At 58.6% G+C, this 19,349-nt stretch carries 20 protein-coding genes and 1 pseudogene; 8 read left to right on the top strand and 13 right to left on the bottom strand.

Features of this window, described 5'->3' with window-relative positions; all coding sequences use genetic code 11:
• Positions 1 to 31: 31 nt before the first annotated feature.
• The 8 genes from FVQ81_09655 to FVQ81_09620 all read right to left on the bottom strand — a co-directional run bounded on the left by FVQ81_09655 (position 32) and on the right by FVQ81_09620 (position 10,810).
• A complete protein-coding gene (locus tag FVQ81_09655; GenBank protein ID MBW7996811.1) occupies positions 32 to 3,010 on the bottom strand; it encodes an SUMF1/EgtB/PvdO family nonheme iron enzyme in 2,979 nt (992 codons plus the stop codon).
• A complete protein-coding gene (locus FVQ81_09650) occupies positions 3,004 to 5,001 on the bottom strand; it encodes a hypothetical protein (protein ID MBW7996810.1) in 1,998 nt (665 codons plus the stop codon). Before FVQ81_09650 ends, FVQ81_09655 begins: the two co-directional genes overlap by 7 nt.
• Positions 5,002 to 5,314: 313 nt before the next feature.
• Complete coding sequence (locus FVQ81_09645; GenBank protein ID MBW7996809.1) at positions 5,315 to 5,833, bottom strand: hypothetical protein; 519 nt, start codon at positions 5,831 to 5,833, stop codon at positions 5,315 to 5,317.
• Positions 5,834 to 5,868: 35 nt separating this feature from the next.
• Positions 5,869 to 6,345 carry a hypothetical protein gene (locus FVQ81_09640; GenBank protein ID MBW7996808.1) on the bottom strand — a complete coding sequence of 159 codons (477 nt, stop codon included), beginning with the start codon at positions 6,343 to 6,345 and terminating at the stop codon, positions 5,869 to 5,871.
• A 17-nt stretch (positions 6,346 to 6,362) separates the two neighbouring features.
• The gene (locus tag FVQ81_09635) at positions 6,363 to 6,947 is read right to left on the bottom strand and encodes a hypothetical protein (GenBank protein ID MBW7996807.1); all 585 of its coding nucleotides are present in this window, start codon (positions 6,945 to 6,947) and stop codon (positions 6,363 to 6,365) included.
• Between the two features lie 46 nt (positions 6,948 to 6,993).
• Positions 6,994 to 8,421 (bottom strand): tetratricopeptide repeat protein, encoded by a 1,428-nt coding sequence (locus FVQ81_09630; GenBank protein ID MBW7996806.1) that lies wholly within the window; start codon positions 8,419 to 8,421, stop codon positions 6,994 to 6,996.
• Complete coding sequence (locus FVQ81_09625; protein MBW7996805.1) at positions 8,418 to 9,233, bottom strand: DUF4384 domain-containing protein; 816 nt, start codon at positions 9,231 to 9,233, stop codon at positions 8,418 to 8,420. The genes FVQ81_09630 and FVQ81_09625 overlap by 4 nt, the downstream gene beginning before the upstream one ends.
• Positions 9,230 to 10,810, bottom strand: coding sequence for a trypsin-like serine protease (locus FVQ81_09620; GenBank protein MBW7996804.1), 1,581 nt, complete (start codon positions 10,808 to 10,810; stop codon positions 9,230 to 9,232). Before FVQ81_09620 ends, FVQ81_09625 begins: the two co-directional genes overlap by 4 nt.
• A gap of 452 nt (positions 10,811 to 11,262) precedes the next feature.
• Here FVQ81_09620 and FVQ81_09615 point away from each other — a divergent pair, with 452 nt between their 5' ends.
• The 6 genes from FVQ81_09615 (at position 11,263) to FVQ81_09590 (ending at position 14,258) form a co-directional block, all read left to right on the top strand.
• On the top strand, positions 11,263 to 11,652 hold the full coding sequence (locus FVQ81_09615) for a hypothetical protein (GenBank protein MBW7996803.1): 390 nt from the start codon (positions 11,263 to 11,265) through the stop codon (positions 11,650 to 11,652).
• Positions 11,653 to 11,814: 162 nt separating this feature from the next.
• Positions 11,815 to 12,093 carry a hypothetical protein gene (locus FVQ81_09610; GenBank protein ID MBW7996802.1) on the top strand — a complete coding sequence of 93 codons (279 nt, stop codon included), beginning with the start codon at positions 11,815 to 11,817 and terminating at the stop codon, positions 12,091 to 12,093.
• 2 nt (positions 12,094 to 12,095) lie between these two features.
• Entirely contained in the window at positions 12,096 to 12,299 is a 204-nt protein-coding gene (locus FVQ81_09605; GenBank protein MBW7996801.1) for a hypothetical protein, read from the top strand.
• Between the two features lie 135 nt (positions 12,300 to 12,434).
• A complete protein-coding gene (locus tag FVQ81_09600; GenBank protein MBW7996800.1) occupies positions 12,435 to 12,878 on the top strand; it encodes a hypothetical protein in 444 nt (147 codons plus the stop codon).
• Between the two features lie 232 nt (positions 12,879 to 13,110).
• On the top strand, positions 13,111 to 13,284 hold the full coding sequence (locus tag FVQ81_09595) for a DUF488 domain-containing protein (protein MBW7996799.1): 174 nt from the start codon (positions 13,111 to 13,113) through the stop codon (positions 13,282 to 13,284).
• On the top strand, positions 13,200 to 14,258 hold the full coding sequence (locus FVQ81_09590) for a ParB/RepB/Spo0J family partition protein (protein MBW7996798.1): 1,059 nt from the start codon (positions 13,200 to 13,202) through the stop codon (positions 14,256 to 14,258). The genes FVQ81_09595 and FVQ81_09590 overlap by 85 nt, the downstream gene beginning before the upstream one ends.
• 274 nt (positions 14,259 to 14,532) lie before the next feature.
• Here FVQ81_09590 and FVQ81_09585 read toward each other — a convergent pair whose 3' ends face one another.
• The 5 genes from FVQ81_09585 to FVQ81_09565 all read right to left on the bottom strand — a co-directional run bounded on the left by FVQ81_09585 (position 14,533) and on the right by FVQ81_09565 (position 18,015).
• Positions 14,533 to 14,844, bottom strand: a complete 312-nt coding sequence (locus tag FVQ81_09585) for a hypothetical protein (protein MBW7996797.1) — start codon at positions 14,842 to 14,844, stop codon at positions 14,533 to 14,535.
• A 156-nt stretch (positions 14,845 to 15,000) separates the two neighbouring features.
• Positions 15,001 to 15,759, bottom strand: a complete 759-nt coding sequence (locus tag FVQ81_09580) for a hypothetical protein (protein MBW7996796.1) — start codon at positions 15,757 to 15,759, stop codon at positions 15,001 to 15,003.
• A 168-nt stretch (positions 15,760 to 15,927) separates the two neighbouring features.
• Positions 15,928 to 16,164, bottom strand: coding sequence for a helix-turn-helix domain-containing protein (locus tag FVQ81_09575; GenBank protein ID MBW7996795.1), 237 nt, complete (start codon positions 16,162 to 16,164; stop codon positions 15,928 to 15,930).
• An 85-nt stretch (positions 16,165 to 16,249) separates the two neighbouring features.
• Entirely contained in the window at positions 16,250 to 16,798 is a 549-nt protein-coding gene (locus tag FVQ81_09570; protein MBW7996794.1) for a hypothetical protein, read from the bottom strand.
• Positions 16,799 to 16,800: 2 nt separating this feature from the next.
• The gene (locus FVQ81_09565) at positions 16,801 to 18,015 is read right to left on the bottom strand and encodes a site-specific integrase (protein ID MBW7996793.1); all 1,215 of its coding nucleotides are present in this window, start codon (positions 18,013 to 18,015) and stop codon (positions 16,801 to 16,803) included.
• A gap of 573 nt (positions 18,016 to 18,588) precedes the next feature.
• Between FVQ81_09565 and FVQ81_09560 the strand changes: the two are divergent.
• Together FVQ81_09560 and FVQ81_09555 are read left to right on the top strand one after the other, a co-directional pair.
• Positions 18,589 to 18,949 (top strand): annotated as a pseudogene (locus FVQ81_09560) (hypothetical protein).
• Between the two features lie 100 nt (positions 18,950 to 19,049).
• Positions 19,050 to 19,322 (top strand): hypothetical protein, encoded by a 273-nt coding sequence (locus FVQ81_09555; protein MBW7996792.1) that lies wholly within the window; start codon positions 19,050 to 19,052, stop codon positions 19,320 to 19,322.
• Positions 19,323 to 19,349: the final 27 nt, after the last annotated feature.

Below are 19,349 nucleotides of genomic sequence, written 5' to 3'. Positions count from 1 at the left end.
ACATGTCTTTGATATGTCATGGTTCGCCTGCCTACCACGCCACCAACACCCTCTCCGCATCCCCCACCATCTCCGGAGTCTGCTCCCTGCCCAGCCTAATGGCCTGCTGCTGGACGTTCTGCCGGACATACCCATGAAGCTCACCAGCGGTGATCCGACGGTCTCCATTGGCGTCTGCCGGACCCTCCATCCCCTTCATCAGGTAGTACGAGAACAGGCCATGCTCGGTCTCGTCCAGGCCGCTGGATATCTGCTGACCGCTGGCCGCCGAGAACACCGTGAAGCCGGTTGGGACCTGCTGGCTCTTGGGGACGATCTGGATGGGCCGGGCGCTGGCCAGGAGCATCTCCTCGCCCCTACTCAGGCCGCTGTAGCAGGTATCCATGAAGAAGGTCGCCGAGCGGGGCTTGGCCTTGCTGATCACCTCGAACAGTTCATTGCGAAGAATGGCGGTTTCATCGAGAAGGCTTGGAGCGCCGTCATAGGGCAGGAGGTAGAGGGTTTCTCCGTCAAGCGTGGCGAGACCATGCCCAGCGAAGAAGACATACACGTCGGTATCAGCCTCGATCCGACCACGGAGCCACAGCTTCAAGGCCAACTTCACCTTGGTGCGCGATGCCTCCTCGTTGACCAATATCTTGAGGTTGCTCTGGGACACCCCTAGAGCCCGCCGAGCGTAGTCAGAGAACACCTGGGCATCGGCGTCAGCGTACTTGGCGGCAGGGGCGTCCTCGTAGTCACCGACCCCGATCACTAGCGCTAGGGCATGACTGTTCGACCTGCCGGAGATAGTAGTGGGGTTCAAGCTTTCAAAGGTGATGCTGTCAGTGACCTTGACCACGGCACGGGTGATCTTGATGGTGCGTTCGGATCGGTTGCCCCAGACATCGACGGCCTCAAAGCGGGTCGTGAGGCCACCGGCGGGTACATATTGGGAAACCGTAAAGGACCCATCCCGGTCAATCTTGATCGCCTTTCCCCGTACTCTGAGCGCGGCGATCTCACTGTCATCGGTGACCCTGCCCGTGATCTTGATTGTATCTTCCGACGCCGTCAGGTGGCCTGGCAGGTCGATCCTGGGTGGGCTGGTGTCTTCCTGGGGTTGGGCCTTGGCGATGGTTGGCGTTGGCGGGGCAACTTTGGGAGAGGCGACAGCTATCTGGGTTTTCTTGGTTGTCTCAGGAGTTAGCGTTCTTGCCAAACGGAACCCCCGGTCGTTGCCCGGGGTCGCGGGGGGGGTGTGGAAGCGAGTGGCAGAGCGCACGTCCCTCGGGCTATAGACCCAAGATCCGCCGCGATGAATCCGGGTGCGACAATCGCCCCCGCTCGTCAACGCAGCACCCTCACTAGGTGCACCGTTGTAATTGCCGTGCCAGCAGTCTTCGACCCATTCCCATACGTTACCGACGGTATCATAAACGCCAAAACTGTTTGCCGAAAAGGAACCGACTGAAGTCGTTCCATTGCTGCTATGGTAGTTTGCTTGTGATGAATTGATGTCGTTACCCCAGGGATACTTGGCGCTCGACCCTGCTCGGGCCATGTATTCCCACTCTGCTTCGCTCAACAACCGATAAGTCTTACCCGTCTTTGTGCTCAGACGCCGCACAAACTCCTTTGCGTTGTTCCACGAAACACTATCAACTGGCTTCCGCGAGCCCTTGAATTGGCTTGGGTTTATCCCCATCACCGTCTTGTATTCCGCCTGCATCACCTCGTATCTGCCGACCGCGAAGGTGTAATCGATGCGCACATCGTGAACCGGCTTTTCGTTTTGGTGGCCGCCGTTCAAGTCCCCCATTCGGAAACTCCCTGGCGGGATCACCACCATCTCGGGGCACTCGGGGCAGTCCTTGAACACGTCACCGGGCTTGTACATAGGAAACACGCCTACGGCAGGGATAATGCCATCCTGCGGTTGGGCCTTGGATAAAGACGGGCTGGAGCCGGTAGATGTCGCGACCTGGGTACTCCGCCCCGTAAGAGCGGCGCATCGCTGAAGGGTCAGCCCCCGGCGCTTCGCTTCTTGGGCATAGGGGGCATGTGCAGAATTTGAGTTCCAACCAAGCGGCTTAAAAGAAGTCAGAGCGGATTGGCAAAGCAATCGTTCCGATAAACTGGATGGTTTGCTTCGGCGTGTGGAGACCGCAACTTGAGAACTGCGTCCCCTCAATTCGGCACATTTCTGAATAGTCAAACCACGGAGTTTTGCTTCTCGGACATATGGGGCACTATTAAAATGTTCTGAGTACCAGGCAGGCACATTCAATGGACTGAGGGCCGATAAGCAAACGCTCTTGTCAGACAAACTGGAATACTGGCTGGAGCCGGTGGATGTGGCAACCTGGGTGCTGCGCCCCGTCAGGGAGGCGCATTGCTGAAGGGTCAGTCCCCGGCGCTTCGCTTCCCGGACAAAGATTGGAGTTGTATCCCAGGCAAGCGGCTTTGACCTGGAAGCTAGGGCATTAAGGCAAATACTTTCATTAGAAATCTCTGGAAACTGGCTGGAGCCTGTGGACGATGCAACCTGGGCGCTGCGCCCCGTCAACTTGGCACATTGTTGAACGGTCAGCCCCCGGCGTTTTGCTTCTTGGACTGCATTGGAGAATTCTGGGTTTGGGTGCCAGTCAGGCGGCTTCCCTGGACTGGTCAGGGCCGATACGCAAACCCTCTTGTCAGACAAACCAGGATACTGATTAGAGCCGATGGATGAAGCGACCTGGTTGCTCCACCCTATCAGGGTAGCACACCGTTGAACGGTCAGGCCCCGGCGCTTCGCTTCTTGGACATGCCGGGAGTACGTAGGTCGAGATTCCCAGGCAAGGGGGCTTGATGTGGGGGTCAGGGCACCACGGCAAATTTTCTTTTCAGACCAACTGGAAGGTTTGTCGAAGAGAGATGACAACTGGTTCGTCTGGCACCCGCCCACCGCCACCACCAACAAGATAGCTGCCAACCCCCACGCAAGCCGAAAATATCGATGAGATACCATGGTTCGCCTGCCTACCATGCCACCAACACCCTCTCAGCATCCCCCACCATCTCCGGCGTCTGATCCCGGCCCAGCCGGATCGCCTGCTGCTGGACGTTACCACGGACATAGGCATGGAGTTCCCCAGCGGTGATACGGTGGTCCTCGTTGGAATCTGCCGGACCTTCCATCCCCTTCATCAGGTAGTAGCTGAACAGCCCATGCTCGGCCTCGTCCAGCCCGCTGGATATCTGCTGGCCGCTGGCGGCGGAGAAGACCGTGAAGCCGGTTGGGATGCTCTGGTTCTTCGGCGAGATTACTATCGGGCGGGCGCTGGCCATGAGCATCTCCTCCCCCCTGCTCAGGCCGCTGTAGCAGGTGTCCATGAAGAAAGTTGCTGATCTGGGCTTGGCCTCGCTGATCACCTCAAACAACTCTGAGCGGAGAAGGGCAGTATCATCAAGATAACTAGGCGCACCGTCATAAGGGAGCAGGTACAAGTTCTCCCCATCAGGCGAAGCCAGCCCATGCCCAGCGAAGAAGACATACACATCGACGTCGGCTTCGATCCTGCGGCGAAGCCATCGTTTCAAACTCAGTCTCACATCAGTCAGGGCAGCACCTTCATTGGTCAACAGTTTGATGTTGTTCTGGGGCACCCCCAAGGCCCGCCGAGCGTAGTCGCTGAACACCTGGGCGTCGTTGTCGGCGTACTTGGCGGGTGGGGCATCCTCGTAGTCCTCGACCCCGATGATCAGCGCCAGGGCGTTCTGGTTGGGCCTGCCAGAGATGGTGGTGGGGTCCAGACGGGGGAAGGAGATGGTGTCTGTGACCTGGACTACGGCGCGGCTGATCTTGATGGTGCGTTCGGAACGGTTGCCCCATTCGTCTATCGCTTCGATCCGAACCGTCGTTCCTCCAACGGGGACGTAGCGGGAGAAGGTGAAGCTTCCGTCTGATCCCAGATCGACGGCAGTTCCTTCAACGATTACCTGTGCCACCCGATTGGTATCCGAAACCCGCCCTCGTACAGTCGGGCTGTCTGTCTGGGCGGCAATCGAAGACGCGATGTCGATTACCGGTGGGGTGGTGTCTTTGGGCTTGGCGGCGGCGATAGAGGGCGTTGGAGGTGGGTAGGCGGGTTGGGTTGGTTGAGGGGTTGCAACCTGGGTGCTCCGCCCCGTCAACTTGGCACATCGCTGAAGGGTCAGGCCACGGCGCTTAGCTTCTTGGACATATTCTGCACTTACTGGGAGGCTGATCCGGTCCCAGGCAAGTGGCTTCGCTGAGGTGGTTATGACAACCCAACAAAGCCTCTCGTCATTCCAACTGGTTAATACACTGGTAGAGTTGGAGGCCTCCTCAAAGGGCCGCCCTGTTAATTTGGCGCATCTCCGAACGGTCAACCCCCGGCTCTTTGCTTCTTGGACATGAGAGAAATAAGTAGGGAGAGTTTCCCAGGCAAGTGGTCCTGAATGGTAGCCAGTGGAAACGTAGCCAGTGGAAACCAAGCAAAGCCTTTTATCGGGCCAACTGGAATACTGGCTGGAGCCGGTGGATGTGGCAACCTGGGTGCTGCGCCCCATCAGGGAGGCGCATTGCTGAAGGGTCAGTCCCCGGCGTTTCGCTTCATTTGCAAAATTAGGGTTGATCCTGTTCCAGGCAAGCGGCTTTGATGAGGAGGTCAGAGCAAAATAGCAAAGCCCCTTATCAGACAAACTGGAATAACTGCTGGAGCCGGTTGATGTAGCGACCTGGGTGCTCCGCCCCGTCAAGGAGGCGCATTGCTGGAGGGTCAGCCCCCGGCGCTTTGCTTCTTGGGCATAGGGGGCATTTGCATAATGTGAACTCCAATCAAGCCGCGAAGAATTAGAGATCAGAGCGGATTGGCATAGCAACCGATCTGATAAATTGGAGGGTTTGATTGGACCGGCTGGTGACCAAAGAGGTTTTAAGCACCCACCAACCGCCGCCACCAACAAGACAGCCGCCAACCCCAACGCCAACCGAATATGCCGATGCGATGCCATGGTTCGTCCAGCAGCCCTGCCACCTACAAGACGACGGTGATCATGTTCGCACAACCGGCGGCAAGTGTCTATTCGCGGTTATCCCCCAGTACCGACGACGATCTGTGGTATCTGCTCTCGCCCGAAGTACCTCATGGTGATAGATCGCACTTTGGACGTGAGGTCATTGTCTTGAAAATAGTCATTCCCCCGCCCCCTAAAGCGAATTATCGGTGAAGAATAGGTTCCTCATGGCATTTCTCGCCCATCGGCGATGGATGTCAAGAATACTCCGATAATAAGTACTCATATGTAATATCCCAGGCTTTCGAGTTCAACTGGCAGCTTCGTATGAAATAGACATCAAAAAACCAAATGCTCCCACAACAAAACCGGCAATAAGCAAGATAAACATGACCCAAAGAAACACGGCGGTCAGTTTGAGGTGCTTCTCGCTTGGTGGCTGAACTATTTCAAGGATGTTTCTCGGCGGCAAGGAGAAGGACATCGTTTCATCGTCGTAAGCTATATCGATCTGATCGCGATGACTGCGTTCTTGAACGGATGCTAAATGCCATCGAAGAAACAGCAACCCTGCGCCAGCAACTATGCCGAAACCGAACGCCGCAATTGGTACCAAGACAAACACCGACGGGTGCAGAGGAAACATTGCCCCCGCGAAAGCAAGCATAGAAGCCAAACCACCAAAATGAGCAATGGTGAGGTGTCGAAATGCCCGGTCAAGCCATTCGATCCGCTCACGCCGCCAAAGTGGCACTGTTTCCTCAAGCCGCTGAAACGCTTTTTCGTCCGACTTGCGTTCCTGGTCTTCCCAAGATTGCTTTTTCTCCATGGTACTCCAAATTATTTCTCGCTCGCCACCGTTCCTCACTTCTCTACCACCACCACCACGTCCCGCTCATTGGGATTGCCCTCGATATCCTTGATCGCCATGCGAAGGTAATGGCTTCCGGTCGCCAGGTTCGCCTGTTCGACATCCAGTGTGGTGCCCTTGATGTATTCCCGGACCCGGTCGGTGATGTCGAAGTCGAACAATCCGATCAATGTGACCGTGAGCGTCTTCATGGCCGGAGGCTTTCCGCTCTTGCCCGGCTCGAAGGACACGAAGATGTCAACCGGGGACTGGACCCGCTGGAGCGCCTTCGGGTTCTTGACGACGATGAGCGGCCCCGGCCCCTCGACAGCGGCAGCGGGTTCCTTGAAGTCCTCCGTTGCCGGACGGATCATGTCCGCTTCCTCCGGCGAGATCAGCCATTTGGTCTCCGCGCTGACCGGCGTCGCGTCACTCAGGATGAAAACGACTGCGCTGGCCGCTATCAGCCATGTGAATGGACGTTTCATCATGATACGGCCCCCGAGCGTCATTGTGTCTGTCGGGCTCTCTTGATCTCTTCCTCCAGTTCCTGGAACGCCTTCGAGGCCCGAAGCTTGCCTTCGAGAATCCGGTTCTTCTTGACCTGATCGACGAGGATACGGTTCGCCTTGCCGATGGGATATTGGAGAAGAATGTATGCCCGGTACTGCTTCCCTTGAGACAGAACCTTGGCTTTGGCCTGGGAATATCCGGAGACATTGACCTCGGTGATCAGGTTGGTGGTCACCCGTTCGACTTCCGTCACCACCTCGGTGTCCTCACCGGCTCCCACCTCAGCCATGAAGGTCTTCATCTTGCTGCTGATCAGGCCGTTGATCCGATCGGCGAGGGAACGTTTGGCGTTCAACGTGCCCTTGTCCATGGCCAGTTGCAGGTCGGGAGAGGTCGCGGTTCCGGCGGAATAGACGCTGTGGGGGTCCGTTGGCAGGTTGGTGTACCAGTCGGGAAGTTCATCGACGGTCTCTTCCACCGCTTCGATTCGCGCCTCCTCCTTCTTCTCCTGCTCCTCGTAGACGGCAGCGGGGGAGCCCGGTTCTGGGGTCGCGCAGCCGCCGATAAACCCCACGGCCATCAACAGCGTTCCGATCACGACACCGGGCTTCGTCAACAGTTCAAACCTATACATCTTCACCTTCTCCCTTCGTCAGTGCTTTCAGCGCCTCTTCCAGGATCTTGATCTCATCGTCGAGATCGATCCCCTGGGAGGCAAGGTCCTTCAAATCCACGACGGCTTTCTCCGTCTGGCCGTAGTCGCCGCTCTTGAGGTAGGAGAGGCCAGCGCCATAGAAGGCACTTGCGGCCTCTTCGAGATTCCCCAGGTTGAACAGGGTCACGCCGGTATTGTAGTAGGCGAAACCGTTTACCGGGTCGCGATCCAGCGACATCCGGTAGGCCGCCAGGGCGCGGTCGGAGTTCCCCCTGAGCGAGTTCACGTAGCCAAGGCCGTTGAAGTAGTCGGCATTGCCGTCATCCAGGGCCACCGCCCGGACGATCGACGAATCGGCTCCGTCCAGATCATCGAGCTTGACCAGTATCCGGGCCTTCAGGAAATGCGTCCCGTGATCCCGGTCGTTCAGTTCCAGGGTCCGGTCCGTGTACTTGATAGCTCCGTCATAATCACCCTGGTCCACCAGATAACGGGCGTATCGAGCATGGCTCTCGGCTTCGCTCGGGGCCAGTTCGATCAAGGCCTCGTGGAGCTTCCTGGTTCCGTCGTCGCCGAACCGCCCCCCTTCGATGGCCTCGATCAAGACCGATTTTCGCTCGTCGAATGGCTGGTCCTCCAGGGCCGCGAGGAGGTCCTGAGCAGTCGTGGCATCCTTGGGTTCCCGGCGAACGGCCACCAGCATCGGCGACAGGGGTTCTTCGAGAACGGCGATGCGGTTGTCCGGGATGGTCTTGACGAGGCGGCGGGCAAGGTCGTCGATCACCCTGAAGATCTGTTCCTCGTTGAGGTTGGAGGCCGCCTTGACGATTCCCATGGCCAAACCGATGGGAGACAACGGAACATCGCCACCGTGGCTTGCCGCCACATGTCGGCCCTCCCACAAGAGGCTTCCGTCGTCGGCCCTGATCATCTTCAGTTCGGCCCCCACGGCCACCCTGGAATAAATCCCGAAGAAGCTGGAGCCGTATTCGGTGACCTCCCCGACAACCAGGGTACCGCAGTTGAGGTTCTTCCCGACCAAGCCGAAGTCGTTTTTCTCCGTATCCGACATCCGGCCCAGCACGAAATCGATCCGGGGAATTTCCACATCCCTCTTTCCCTGGGGGGATAGGTGGGCATACAGCGCCCGGCGCACGGTCTCCGTCTGATCAAGGTTAATGTCCTCTGCCTGTGAGGCCCCGTCCTCGGGCGTCGTGAACGGCATCACCGCGACACAGTCGGGCGGGTCGTCGTTGTAGGCGTCGTGGACGCGGAAAAAGACCTTGCTGAACGGGTTGGCCGCAGAGGACTCTTCCTTCCCCTCGTCGATGTAGGACGGCCCCGCGCACCCCGCGAGGAGCCCCGCCACAACCAGGGGGATGACGCCCCCCTTCTTCATTTCGGCCTCACCACGTAGTAGGCCCTTCTGACATCGCGGCGGTCCTGTCTGGGTATCTCCAAGAGACGGGCGTTGAATTCCTCAAGTGTATAGGTCTCCCTGAAAACAAAGGCTTTCCGCGTACCGACCACCATGAGGTACTCGTCAACGAGGTTGCCTTTCACCTTATTCGCTTCGGGGAAAGTAACTTTCAGGTCGTAGCCCGTGTTTTCTCCCTTTGTCGGGATGGTTCCCCGCTTGGTAAAGCGACTGTTCCTGTCGAACGAGTTAGGGAATATCCGTTGAACTTGATGGTCCGCCTCTTCGTAGGGGAGCCATTGGAAGACGCTGATGTACATGGGCCGTGTTGGTTCGATGGTGATCACCAGCGGTTCCCCGCTGCGGAAAGTTCTTTCGTTCAACTCTACGGTCATATCGAAGCCGGGATCGGGACGACCGGCGGCAACGCCAACATCGGCTTCCAAGGTGATGACACATTTATTGTACCCATCAAGGGCCTGGACAGTTTGACGATTGGAGGACCGAATATCGAGAATCGCACCATCGATCGTGCTCCAGGTCATCTGGTTGAGCTTACACGAGGCTTCGTCACCCCGGTCGCTACAGACCATCATGTCCTCAGTCGAAAGGTGTTCCCCGGTAACCTTCCGGATGGCGTCCTTGCGGGCTTTCTGTTCCGCGTACTCGCAGGCTTCGTTCTCGGTAGTATCCGGCCCGAACAACCACTCGCCACGGCCCTGAACCCATTCGGCATACGCATCCACCGACACCAGGGTCGCCATGACGACAAGCGGCAAGATGAACCGGTTCATTTTGCCTCCGCCGCGACCAGGACGACCTTGGCCATCATGGCCTGATACAGTTCTTCAAGGCTGACCTCGGTCCCTGATGATTGGTTCCCCATACTCGTCGGGCGCTTCAGGAAATAGAGGACCCGGCTGGCCTTGATGGCGATGTTCACGTCCTCCGGCAGATGCCCCAGTTTCTCGTAGACCTTCGTCGCATCGAGTTTGGCGACGGCCACTCCGATGAGGTTCCCCTGCCGGTCAAAGACGGGACCGCCGCTGTTGCCCCGGTTCATCTTCGAGGTGATCAGGAAGGTGTTTGGGTCGTCGCGCATGCCACTGGCCTTGCTGACGATCCCTTCGGTCAAGGAGGGTCGTTGCCCCCCCAGCATGCTCGCCATCGGGAAGCCCATGACGACCGCCGTCCGGCCTGTATTGGCATCGGCCATGCGAGTAAAGGGGATGGCGTAGTTATCCGGGAAGGCCTGGGACAGTTCGAGGACGGCAAGATCATCATCAGAAGACACCCTCGCCACCCGGACAGTCCTGACCTCCCCGGTTCCGCTCCTAACGGCGATCTTGCCGGTGTTCTCGATCACATGGCGGTTGGTAATCACGTACCGGCCACCGTCCACGATGAAGCCGCTGCCCATGCTGATCTTGACTCCCGGGGATAGGGGCAATGGATCGGGGCGTTTGAGAACCTTTACCGGGCGGGGGACATCCGGAAGTTCGGCGTTCTCGACCCCTGGGACCGGGGCGGCGGAAGGCTTGGGCTCCTTCAGCGGCGGGGGCTCAGGAGGGTTCTGAGGCTCTACTTGGCCGGAGTAATTGCCGGTGGGGTCGTTGGACTCGAGCCAGGAGATGATCGCCTCGGCGCGGAAGTCGTTGCCCTTCGCCCTGAACGCCCTGGCGGCATTGGCCCGGAATCGAAGCGCCTCGGTTTTCCGATCCTGCTGCCAGTACATCTGGCCCAGAAGGTCGCCCGCTTCGGCGGCAAAGGGGTGCCGGTCGAGGAACCGCGACAGCAGCCCGGTTGCCGCATTGACATCGTCTCTGTGGGAGAGGAACAGGGCGTAGGCGACGATGACGGACTCACTGTCCGGCTGGTCGCGCATGAGACCGGCAAACCGTTCCCGGGCCTTGGAAACCTGCCCGCTCCGGTCGTCCGCCTTGGCGAGGACCAGATGGGCATCGATCAGGTCGGGGTTGGTCCTGAGAGCGGTCCGGGCGTGGTGGCGGGCCTGGACGAGACTGCCGAGAGCCAGATTGGCCTGGGATAACCCAAGGTAAGCGTCGGCATCCTCCATAGTCGAGAAGACGGCATGCTCGAAAAGCTCCAGGGCCTTTGCGGGCCTGTCGAGGCGGAGATAGATGTTGCCGAGGCGAGTGTCGATCCTGGCCGAAGCCTTAGGTTTTTCGGTATCGATGGTCTTGAGGACGGCAAGGGCCTCGTCGAGTCTCTCGATCTTGATCAGTTGGTCGGCTTGCTTGAGGGCCGCATCGAGTTGATCAGGGCTATCACTGGAGGTATCGGCCCACGCGGCGGCCAGCCCGAAGCATATGGCAACGGCTAGGGATAGTGCTTGGAGACTCTTCTTCATTGCCAGCCCCCTGTATTGATGGCCGGATGATATCACGGTAGTGGCACATCGCGACTCAAGATTGTGGCAATATCAAGGCCGGTTTCGCGCCGACTGGTGGTTTCCACGAGGTTGGTTTGAAAACAAGATGAGGATAAAACCGATGAGGACCGCTAACTCCAGCACTGTCATGCTAACGGCTCACCTCCCCCTGCAGGTTGTCACCTGATCCATCTGCATGCCGGGACCTGCCCGTGCTGTCGCCGGTCCTTCACCACTGCAACAACAGTCGATTTAACCCCCTTGTTGGTCGTGGCGCACCTTTCTTTGACCAATCTATCAAATTCCTTTTTGTAAACAATTCTGTATACGAATCAGTTTATGTCTGTACATATGAGTACAGCAGAGCAATAAATTGATTATTAACTGTACTTTGTTTGTTCATATGCTATGTTATTACTGCTCATTTCCCCTTGCACAGGAGAACCCCAATGCGACGCAAATCCTACCACGACCGAACCCGGAGGTTCAGTCGCCGGGCCAAGGCGGCCATGGCCCTTTTCCGGGCGAGGCTCGGACACGAGTACACCACCGACGCCCAGGGCCGGCGAATCCGCGTGTTCACCAAGGACAACTGGTGCGGCCCCGAGGAAGTCCGCGGGTGGCTGCTCAACCGGCGCGTGGTCGAAGTGGACGAAGCCCTCGAGCACATCAGCCAGGCCGTGCTCCGCTTCCTGATCGACGGCGGCTACATCCGCAAGGACGGTCACGGCGGCGCCTACTACTGGATCACCGCCAAGGCGGCAAGGAAGTACGATCTTCCTCGCGTCCTTGGCTGTCCGTTCCCGGAGCTGCGGTCATGATCTTCGATTGCATGGTCCACTGGAACGGGCGGGAGCACCCGGCACGATATATCGGCCCATCCCGGCATCATCCGGGCCGCATCCTGGTCTGGGAACGGGGCCTGCCGTTCCCGGCCGCGGTGCCGGCCCATCGCGTCACCCGGTCACCAAGGGAGAGCACCGATGGACGACGACCTGCTCGACATCCCCTCATTCCTGCGCCGGGAGAGTGAACCCGGGCCGTCAAAAGGGGCGGCCCGCCGGGGCAAACGCATCGCCATTGCGAAGCGGAAACCGAAGAAAGCGCCCTTCAGGCGCGACGTCGAATGGCTTCTCCTGCTCGGATGGTCGGCGGCGCAGATCAGGCGCCTGAGTCGGCAGGAAGCCCGCTACCACGCCGAGCGGAACAACAAGCCCAGCGCCCGCTTCGGAACCAAGATCTCTCAGCAGCGAAAGGCCTGACCATGAGCACCTATACCGTGATCGGCGACTATCCGGAAGCGACCGCTTTACCCTGCCTCCGTGAAGGCACCTTCGTCGAACCGGTCGAAGCCGTAAGCCCGACCATCGCCGCCCGCGTCGCCAAGCGGCGGATGGCCGGGGGCGGCATGGACTCCGACGACATCGCGATCATCGCCGTACTGTCCGGAGACCACCGTGACCTCTAAGAGACAATCGTCGATACCGCCGAATACGAACAGCAGGTGATGGAGGAACACCCCGGGTAATAAACAGGCCGGGCCCGAAGGCCCGGCCCTCAGCCCCCTTGCGGGGGCAGCTCCCTTGCACAGGAGACGGAGAAGATGACCATTCCCGAACGGAATTTCAAGATGCTGGCCAAGCTGATCGATGTCGAATTCATCCGCGACAACCGCTTCGACGCCGCCAGATCGAAGGTCCCCGGTTACATGGACCTGCACATAGACTATCTGCACGGCAACGAACTCGCCGCGCTGATCGCGCTGTCCCACTATTACAAGGTCAACGGCGACATGGTGTCGGACCCGGACATGGAGGTACATGTCAACTTCGTCGACAAGACGGTCGTGGCCCTGACCTATCAAGACACCTTCGGCTACCGGGCCGTCGCCCTGGCCGATCCACCGCGACGGGCCAGGGTTCAACGCGAACTGAACAGCTTCCTGGCAACCTGGCTGCGCAACCTGGTCAGTCAGGGCCACGGCATCGACGCCGCGACCATCCGCACCGCCGACAGCCACCGGGTCGTCCAGGCCCATGAGGGCTAGGCAAGGGATCTGACACGTGAAAACGGCGAGTTACTTCACCTATACCGGCCCTGGGCGCATCGGAATTTCGCGGGGAACGCCACGCAGCATCCCGCCAGGCTACCGGTTCTATCGGCCGCTGGCTCCCACCTACCCCATGCTGTCGATGCGCTACGAGCCCTATCGGGCCGCCTACTTCCACGACATCCTGGGGCCGCTCGACCCGTCCCGCGTGGTCGATGACCTGCAGCGCCTGGCCGGCGGGTTCGAGCCGGTGCTGTTGTGCTTCGAGAAACCGCCGTTCGGCGACGACAACTGGTGCCATCGCCGGATGGTCGCCGAATGGCTGTCCGACACCCTCGGCATCGAGGTCCCCGAGTACGAGAGGCGATCGATCCCCGGCTTCATGTTGCCGGGGTTCGAATGAACAGGAACGGGGTCGGTGAATTGCCTCGCCGCATGTCAAGGGGGGCTAAGACGCGGCACCCGCACCCCGCAATGCCACCCTTCCACAGGAGAGACCCCATGCTCAGCGAGCTACCTCTGGACCAGGTCCATCCCAATCCCGACCAACCGCGCAAGGACTTCGACCAAGGCAAGCTGCGTGAATTGGCCGCTTCGATCAGCGAACACGGCCTCATGCAGCCGATTATCGTGCGGCCCGACCAGGCCGGCTACGTTATCGTCGCCGGTGAACGCCGCTACCGGGCTCACAAGCTGGTCGGGTTGCCGACGATCGCCGCCCAGGTCGTCGAGATCGACGGCCGCGAGGCGGCCGAGCAGGCTATCATCGAGAACCTGCAAAGGGTCGACATTTCGCCGCTGGAGGAAGCCCACGCCTATCGGAAAATGCTCGACGATCACGGCTATACGCCCGAGCAACTGGCCCGCCGGCTCGGCATCAAGCAGCCCTGGCGGATCACCGAGCGGACCGCGCTGTTGAAGCTCCAGCCCGGCTACCGGAAGCTGCTCGCCACCGGCCAGATTTCACCTAGCCAGGCGACCGAGCTCGCCCGCCTCGACGACCGGGGCCAGGACACCCTTTTCCGGGCGATCAGAACCGGCAAGTGCCCCACCTACGAAACGCTCAGGGCCACCGCCAACGCCCTGGTCGAGGCCGAAGCCCAGACCGCCATCTTCGATCAGGACGCGGCGCCGGCGGCCACCGACCAGGATGTCAAGCTGGCCCGCGGCTTCGAGCGCAAGATCGAACAGGTCGCGGCCCTGCTCAATGCCGGCATCCGCGACAACGAGGTCGTCGCCATCTACAAGGTCAACCCGACCAGGGCCGGCACTCTTGCCGACCGCATGGCCGAGATGCGGAAGTCGCTCAAGGCCATCGAACTGGCCCTGCGTCAGGTCAGCGTCCAGATGGATTTCGTCAACAACAGCATGAAATGAAAGGGTGCACCCCTTGGAGCTCTCTGAAGGAACTCCCGTCACTCCCCCATACCCGACCCCCCCCCTACCTAATTTCGCGGACGATCACGCTAAACTTCCCACCGGTCCACGGGCCACGATCGCTAGAAATCGAAACCCCCTACCCCTAGGCGCGATCGCTACGGCTGGTACATCGCTGTCTGCTACGCCGGGAACAAGCAATCTGGCTATGATCCTCTCGACGTTCGGAGCAGGTAAAGCAGGTCACGATGGCCTTGATTATGCCAACGCCGCCCTAATCATCCTCAGTCTTAACGATCACTCGTCGGAATGTAGTGTTCTTGGAGCGGTTTGCTGCTTGACGAAAGGCTCGTTGCTGCTTGAGGTCTCGGGGGGTGCTGCGGGATTCCGAGGTCTCGACCTCAACAATTTTACGTTCGATGCCCTTCCTTGCAATCACGTCGGGGCGCAATCCCCCGATGGTATCGGGCCTGCTGTGCCCACGGATGTCAGCCTGCACCTCGTAGCCCTTGTCTTTCAGGTCCTTAGCGATCCGCCGGACCTCCACGTCGTGCTTGGATTGTGATCGTTTTGCTCGTCTCGGCATTGGTCATCTCCTTTGGTCTGCCAAAATAATCTGCGAAGCGTATTGAGAGGCTACTGCATTGTAGGCGATTGATCGAGGGCACTAAGCCTCGGGCAGATGGTCACTGATGGCTAGTGTCGTCTATATCTAGGACAGCCCCTTAATTAATCTATGTGCTTAATGGTCAATTTGTACATGAAGGCCCAGCGTCTCCTGAAGGCCCAATTGAAAATGCTCTCTCACATAATCACTGATAAAGCGCGATGGGACCTTAAGATAGATAACCCCACCAGCATATTCCTTGAAGCACAGCAATTTGATCCACGAGTTGTAATCTTGCTGCCCAAATTGGGTGGCTAGCATTTCTTGACATTCTGCCCAGTCCGCTGAACCAAACTGAGTGTGGTTGGTGTCGTCTTTGTCGCGGGTTGTTTCTCTTTTATTAATAACTATTCCTGAAGAATCGGGTGACAGGCTTTGGCACCCCTGAACGGCTTCCGTGTCATCCCTTAAGCGCTGATCGTCACCCCCCTCATTGTTGATAAGTGCCGAGGTGTCACCCCTTGCATAGCTTTGGTGTGACACAGAATCATCCGTTTCTTGGTGGTGACCTGAATCATGATTATCGCCCTTTTGGCCGGCCTCTCTCTTACTGCCAAGAAGATCACGAACTCTTTGCAGGTCAATTGCGTAGACTCGTGGGTGCCGGCCACCCTTTTCATGGGAACCGATCACCAGGATTCGAGACATCACGAGAGATTTCAAGCACCGTTGTACAGTTCGTGTCGCAAGACCGCAGAGACGAGCAACAGTCGCAACAGATGGAAATACTCGGCTCCCATCATCGCTCGCGAATTTCGCTAACGTTACCAACACGAACTTCCGGTTTGTGGGTAGTTTCAGTTGGTAAACGAGCTCCATGACTTGGAAGCTCATAATACTGTCGCCTTGTTTTTCGTGCGGGGTTGGCGAACAATGGTGCTTTCATGGCTCCTTATCCCGAACGTACGTGTGATTTCATTTTTCCCAGCGTATTCCGAAAGCAACCCTTCAACTGCTATATGGGTGTCTTGCTCGGTCACCGCGATAAGATCCTTGACGGCTTTAATGGGAATTCTGCGTATCGGGATTTGCGGCATGCACTGTTGAAGTCCGGCGCTTCGACCTCAACCAGGCTTCAAGATCCTCGCGGAGATATCGCACCGACCTGCCAATCTTGATAAAGGGCGGGGCATCCGGGTTCCCCGTCACGCGGGACTGACGCAGCCAGGAAGATGACATCCCGATATAGAACGCCGTTTCACGATCAGAAAGAGTTTGGGGAACTATGCTGCTCTTCATGGTGCCTCCAAGTTCCTTGAGGTACTAGGAGGCATTCAAGGGGAAACGGAAAAATTCCTCTAGTGTGAGAAACTATGATGATTTCTCACACCAGTCCCTTAACACGCAGGTACTTAAATACCTTGTAGCGCAACGGGTTCTTTTTCATCCGACGGCGCACCCGGAAGTAACTACCCCTGATCGTATCGGAAGCGCCTGCGGCTGAAGTGTCTGCCAGCAGTTCGCTGGCGCGGTCGTAAACGTCGTCCCATTTAACTTTAAGATAAAAATGCTCACGAAGCTCCAAAACGGCATCGTAGCGAGCGTAATCGATCATGTCCTGACGGAACCGACTTGCCCATTTTGCATTGCGACCAGTGCCCGTTGAGGCGAGGTCCATCATGTATCGAAATTGACGAACAACCATTGCCTCGACAACCCATCGCGGCAGGATCACCCCCTGATCATCAAGAAAATCCGCAGTAGAAATTTTCCCATAAGAGTTATCGCTGAAGCAAAACATGATTGCTTCAAACAAAGCACCTTCGTTTCCAGCGTTGAATGCGCGCTCAAGAATTTCAAGCTCGTATTTAAAAAATTCTTCGAGTGATCCAGGCTTGACGCTTCGTCCAGCATTTCGAGGATTATCTACCATCATTACACCCTAACGAGCCGTGCCACCGCCGCCGCCTTATGCTCTGGCGCCAGGTGGGCGTAGCGCAGGGTCATCTGCAGGTCGGCGTGGCCGAGGAGTTCGCGCACCGTGTTCAGGTCGACGCCGGCCATGACCAGCTTCGAGGCGAAGTCGTGGCGGAGATCATGCCAGCGGAAGTTCCGAATGCCGGCACTTTTCAGGATCCGCCGCCAGGAGCTGTTGACGTTGTCGAACCGCTTGCCGTCCTTGCCCGGAAATACCAGACCGTCGGCATCTATGGCTTGCTCCTTCCAGTTCATCAGGCAATGTTGGGCTTCACCATTCAAGGGCACATGACGGGTTCGGAGACTCTTGGCGGTGGCACCACGCACCGTGATGTAGGCCTCGGCGAGGTGTACGACTTGCCAAGTGAGACCGAACAGTTCGCCACGGCGCAATCCGGTGTTCAGGCTGCAGATGATCATGGGCCGCAGGTGGTCGGCGAAGGAAACCGCGCGTAGGTTGGGCAATAGCGGATAGCCGCGATCCCGGCGCCATTCGTTGGCGCTGTCCCGGTCCTGGCGGAGGTGTTCCTCACGTTCCTTGAGGGCCGCCATCAGGCGGGCATGTTCGTCGTCGGCGAGAAACCGTGACGTCGGGTTGGTGTCCACCCGGACCCGCTTGACGCTTCCTATGGGGTGGGTCGTGAGCAGTCCCCATTCGACCGCCTTGGCCAGGGAGGACTTGAGGTCGTCGAGGTCACGGTTGACGGTGGTCTTCTTGATCCCCGATTTCAGCCGGGCCGTCCGCCATTTCTCGACCTGCCATGGGGTGATGTCGGCCAGCTTCCGGTCCTGGAGGTCGGGGAAGTTGCCCTGCAACCTGGCAACCGTCTTCCGATGGGTGCGGATGTTGGCCTCGGCCCAGGGGGTGTAGACCTCGGCGATGAAGGTGGCGAGAGTATGGGCCTTGATCTTGCACCGGCTGGTCCTCGGGTCTCCGCCCTTGTAGGCTTCCGCGAGAACGGCCTTGGCACTGGCCCGGGCCTGGGCCGGGGTGACTGCATCGGCCCGTCCGAGATTGATCCGCCGTCCACGGCCATACTCGACGTAATAGGCCATGACGCCACTGGGTTGGACCCTCAGGATCAGGCCCTTGAGTTGGGTATCGCGTACCTCGTAGGGCCTGTCCGCCGGCTTGATAGCCTTGAGGAAGGTGTTGCTGATTACCGCTTGCACACGTGACCCTCTTTCTGTAAGTGCAAATCGGGGGGCGTTCTGTAAGTGCACTGTAAGTGCAGATTGAATGTAACATGGTGAATCTGCATGCACAACGATATTTGGGCGGTGCGTTGTAACATGATGATATGGAAGGCATTTTCGTGATATCGTCGTTCATGGGGTTTCACTGGGATTCACCGTAAAATCGCGCTCATAACGGTCTGGTTGCAGGTTCGAGTCCTGCCGGGCCCACCACCCTTCCCCCCGCGAACCCACCGCCAGACCTGTCCCTCCTATTTATCCAATCGGCCCACCCCAACGACGACCCGCCTCTCGGGCATCCGCCGACGGAATCTCGGGATAGCAGGAAATCCAGGTTCGAGAAACGCCCGCCCGAGCTGTTCGAGCCGGATTGGAGTGAACAGATTGGTCCAAAGGCAGGCAGCCTCTGGCTGCGGCCACGTCGCTGGCGACAGATCTCGCTCGAAGCCCCGCTGTGGTCAGGCGGCGAGGCGCTCGTACCGGTGATGAAGGGGACATCGTCAAGCGTTCCCGACGCCCAGAGGGGGTGGGAAAAGCGACACCTATGACCTGCTGCTCACACCGACTCTACCGATCCCAGCCTTCGCCGCCGGGGGCGAGATGGCCGACCCGGCGGACCAGGATCGGTGGTCGGCGTGGACGCCGTTCAACTATCCCTTCAACCTGACCCAGCAGCCGGCGGCCTTCGTCCCCTGTGGTTTCACCGCGGACGGATTGCCGGGCGGCCTGCAGATCGTCGGCCCCATGTACCACCGACGCCTTGGCGCTGCGGGCTGCCCGCGCCTACGAGACGGTCCGTCAGTTCGTCATGCCCGATGCATCCCGGGTTGCCAGGGCCGCAGGCGACGGATACCAAAGGTTCAAAATATTGGCTCGTTTCATGGAAATGAGTTCCACCTCATCGGTTTGAGTTGTTACCGTAATTCTATATGGTGATGCACGGTGGAGTCTGAGAGGCCTCGGATATCCGCCGGATTGGTTCAAACCACGACTTAGGGAGGCCGCGATCAATGACCCGGAAGATCGCCGTAATCGTCAGGGACCGGCAAGGTGAGGCCTTGAGGATGGCGCTGGGTTTGACCCTCATGGATGACACCATCCATGTTTACCTCGTCGACAAAAGGTTCGATTTGAGCGAGGCGGATTCCACCAACATCGAGATGATGAAGGAATTGGATGTCGAGTTCTTCACCAACAACCAGGGAAACGAGGACGCGGAGCATGTCTCCACCGAGAAGATGGCGCGCAAGTTGACCGATTACGATCATGTCATCCCGTATTGAACATTGCCGCCGCGGGGAAGGATTCGG

The sequence above is a fragment of the Candidatus Glassbacteria bacterium genome (genome assembly GCA_019456185.1).
GTDB lineage: Bacteria > Gemmatimonadota > Glassbacteria > GWA2-58-10 > GWA2-58-10 > JAJRTS01.
The sequence above is the reverse complement of the archived record's forward strand: the minus strand, read 5'-3'. Positions and strand labels throughout refer to the sequence as shown.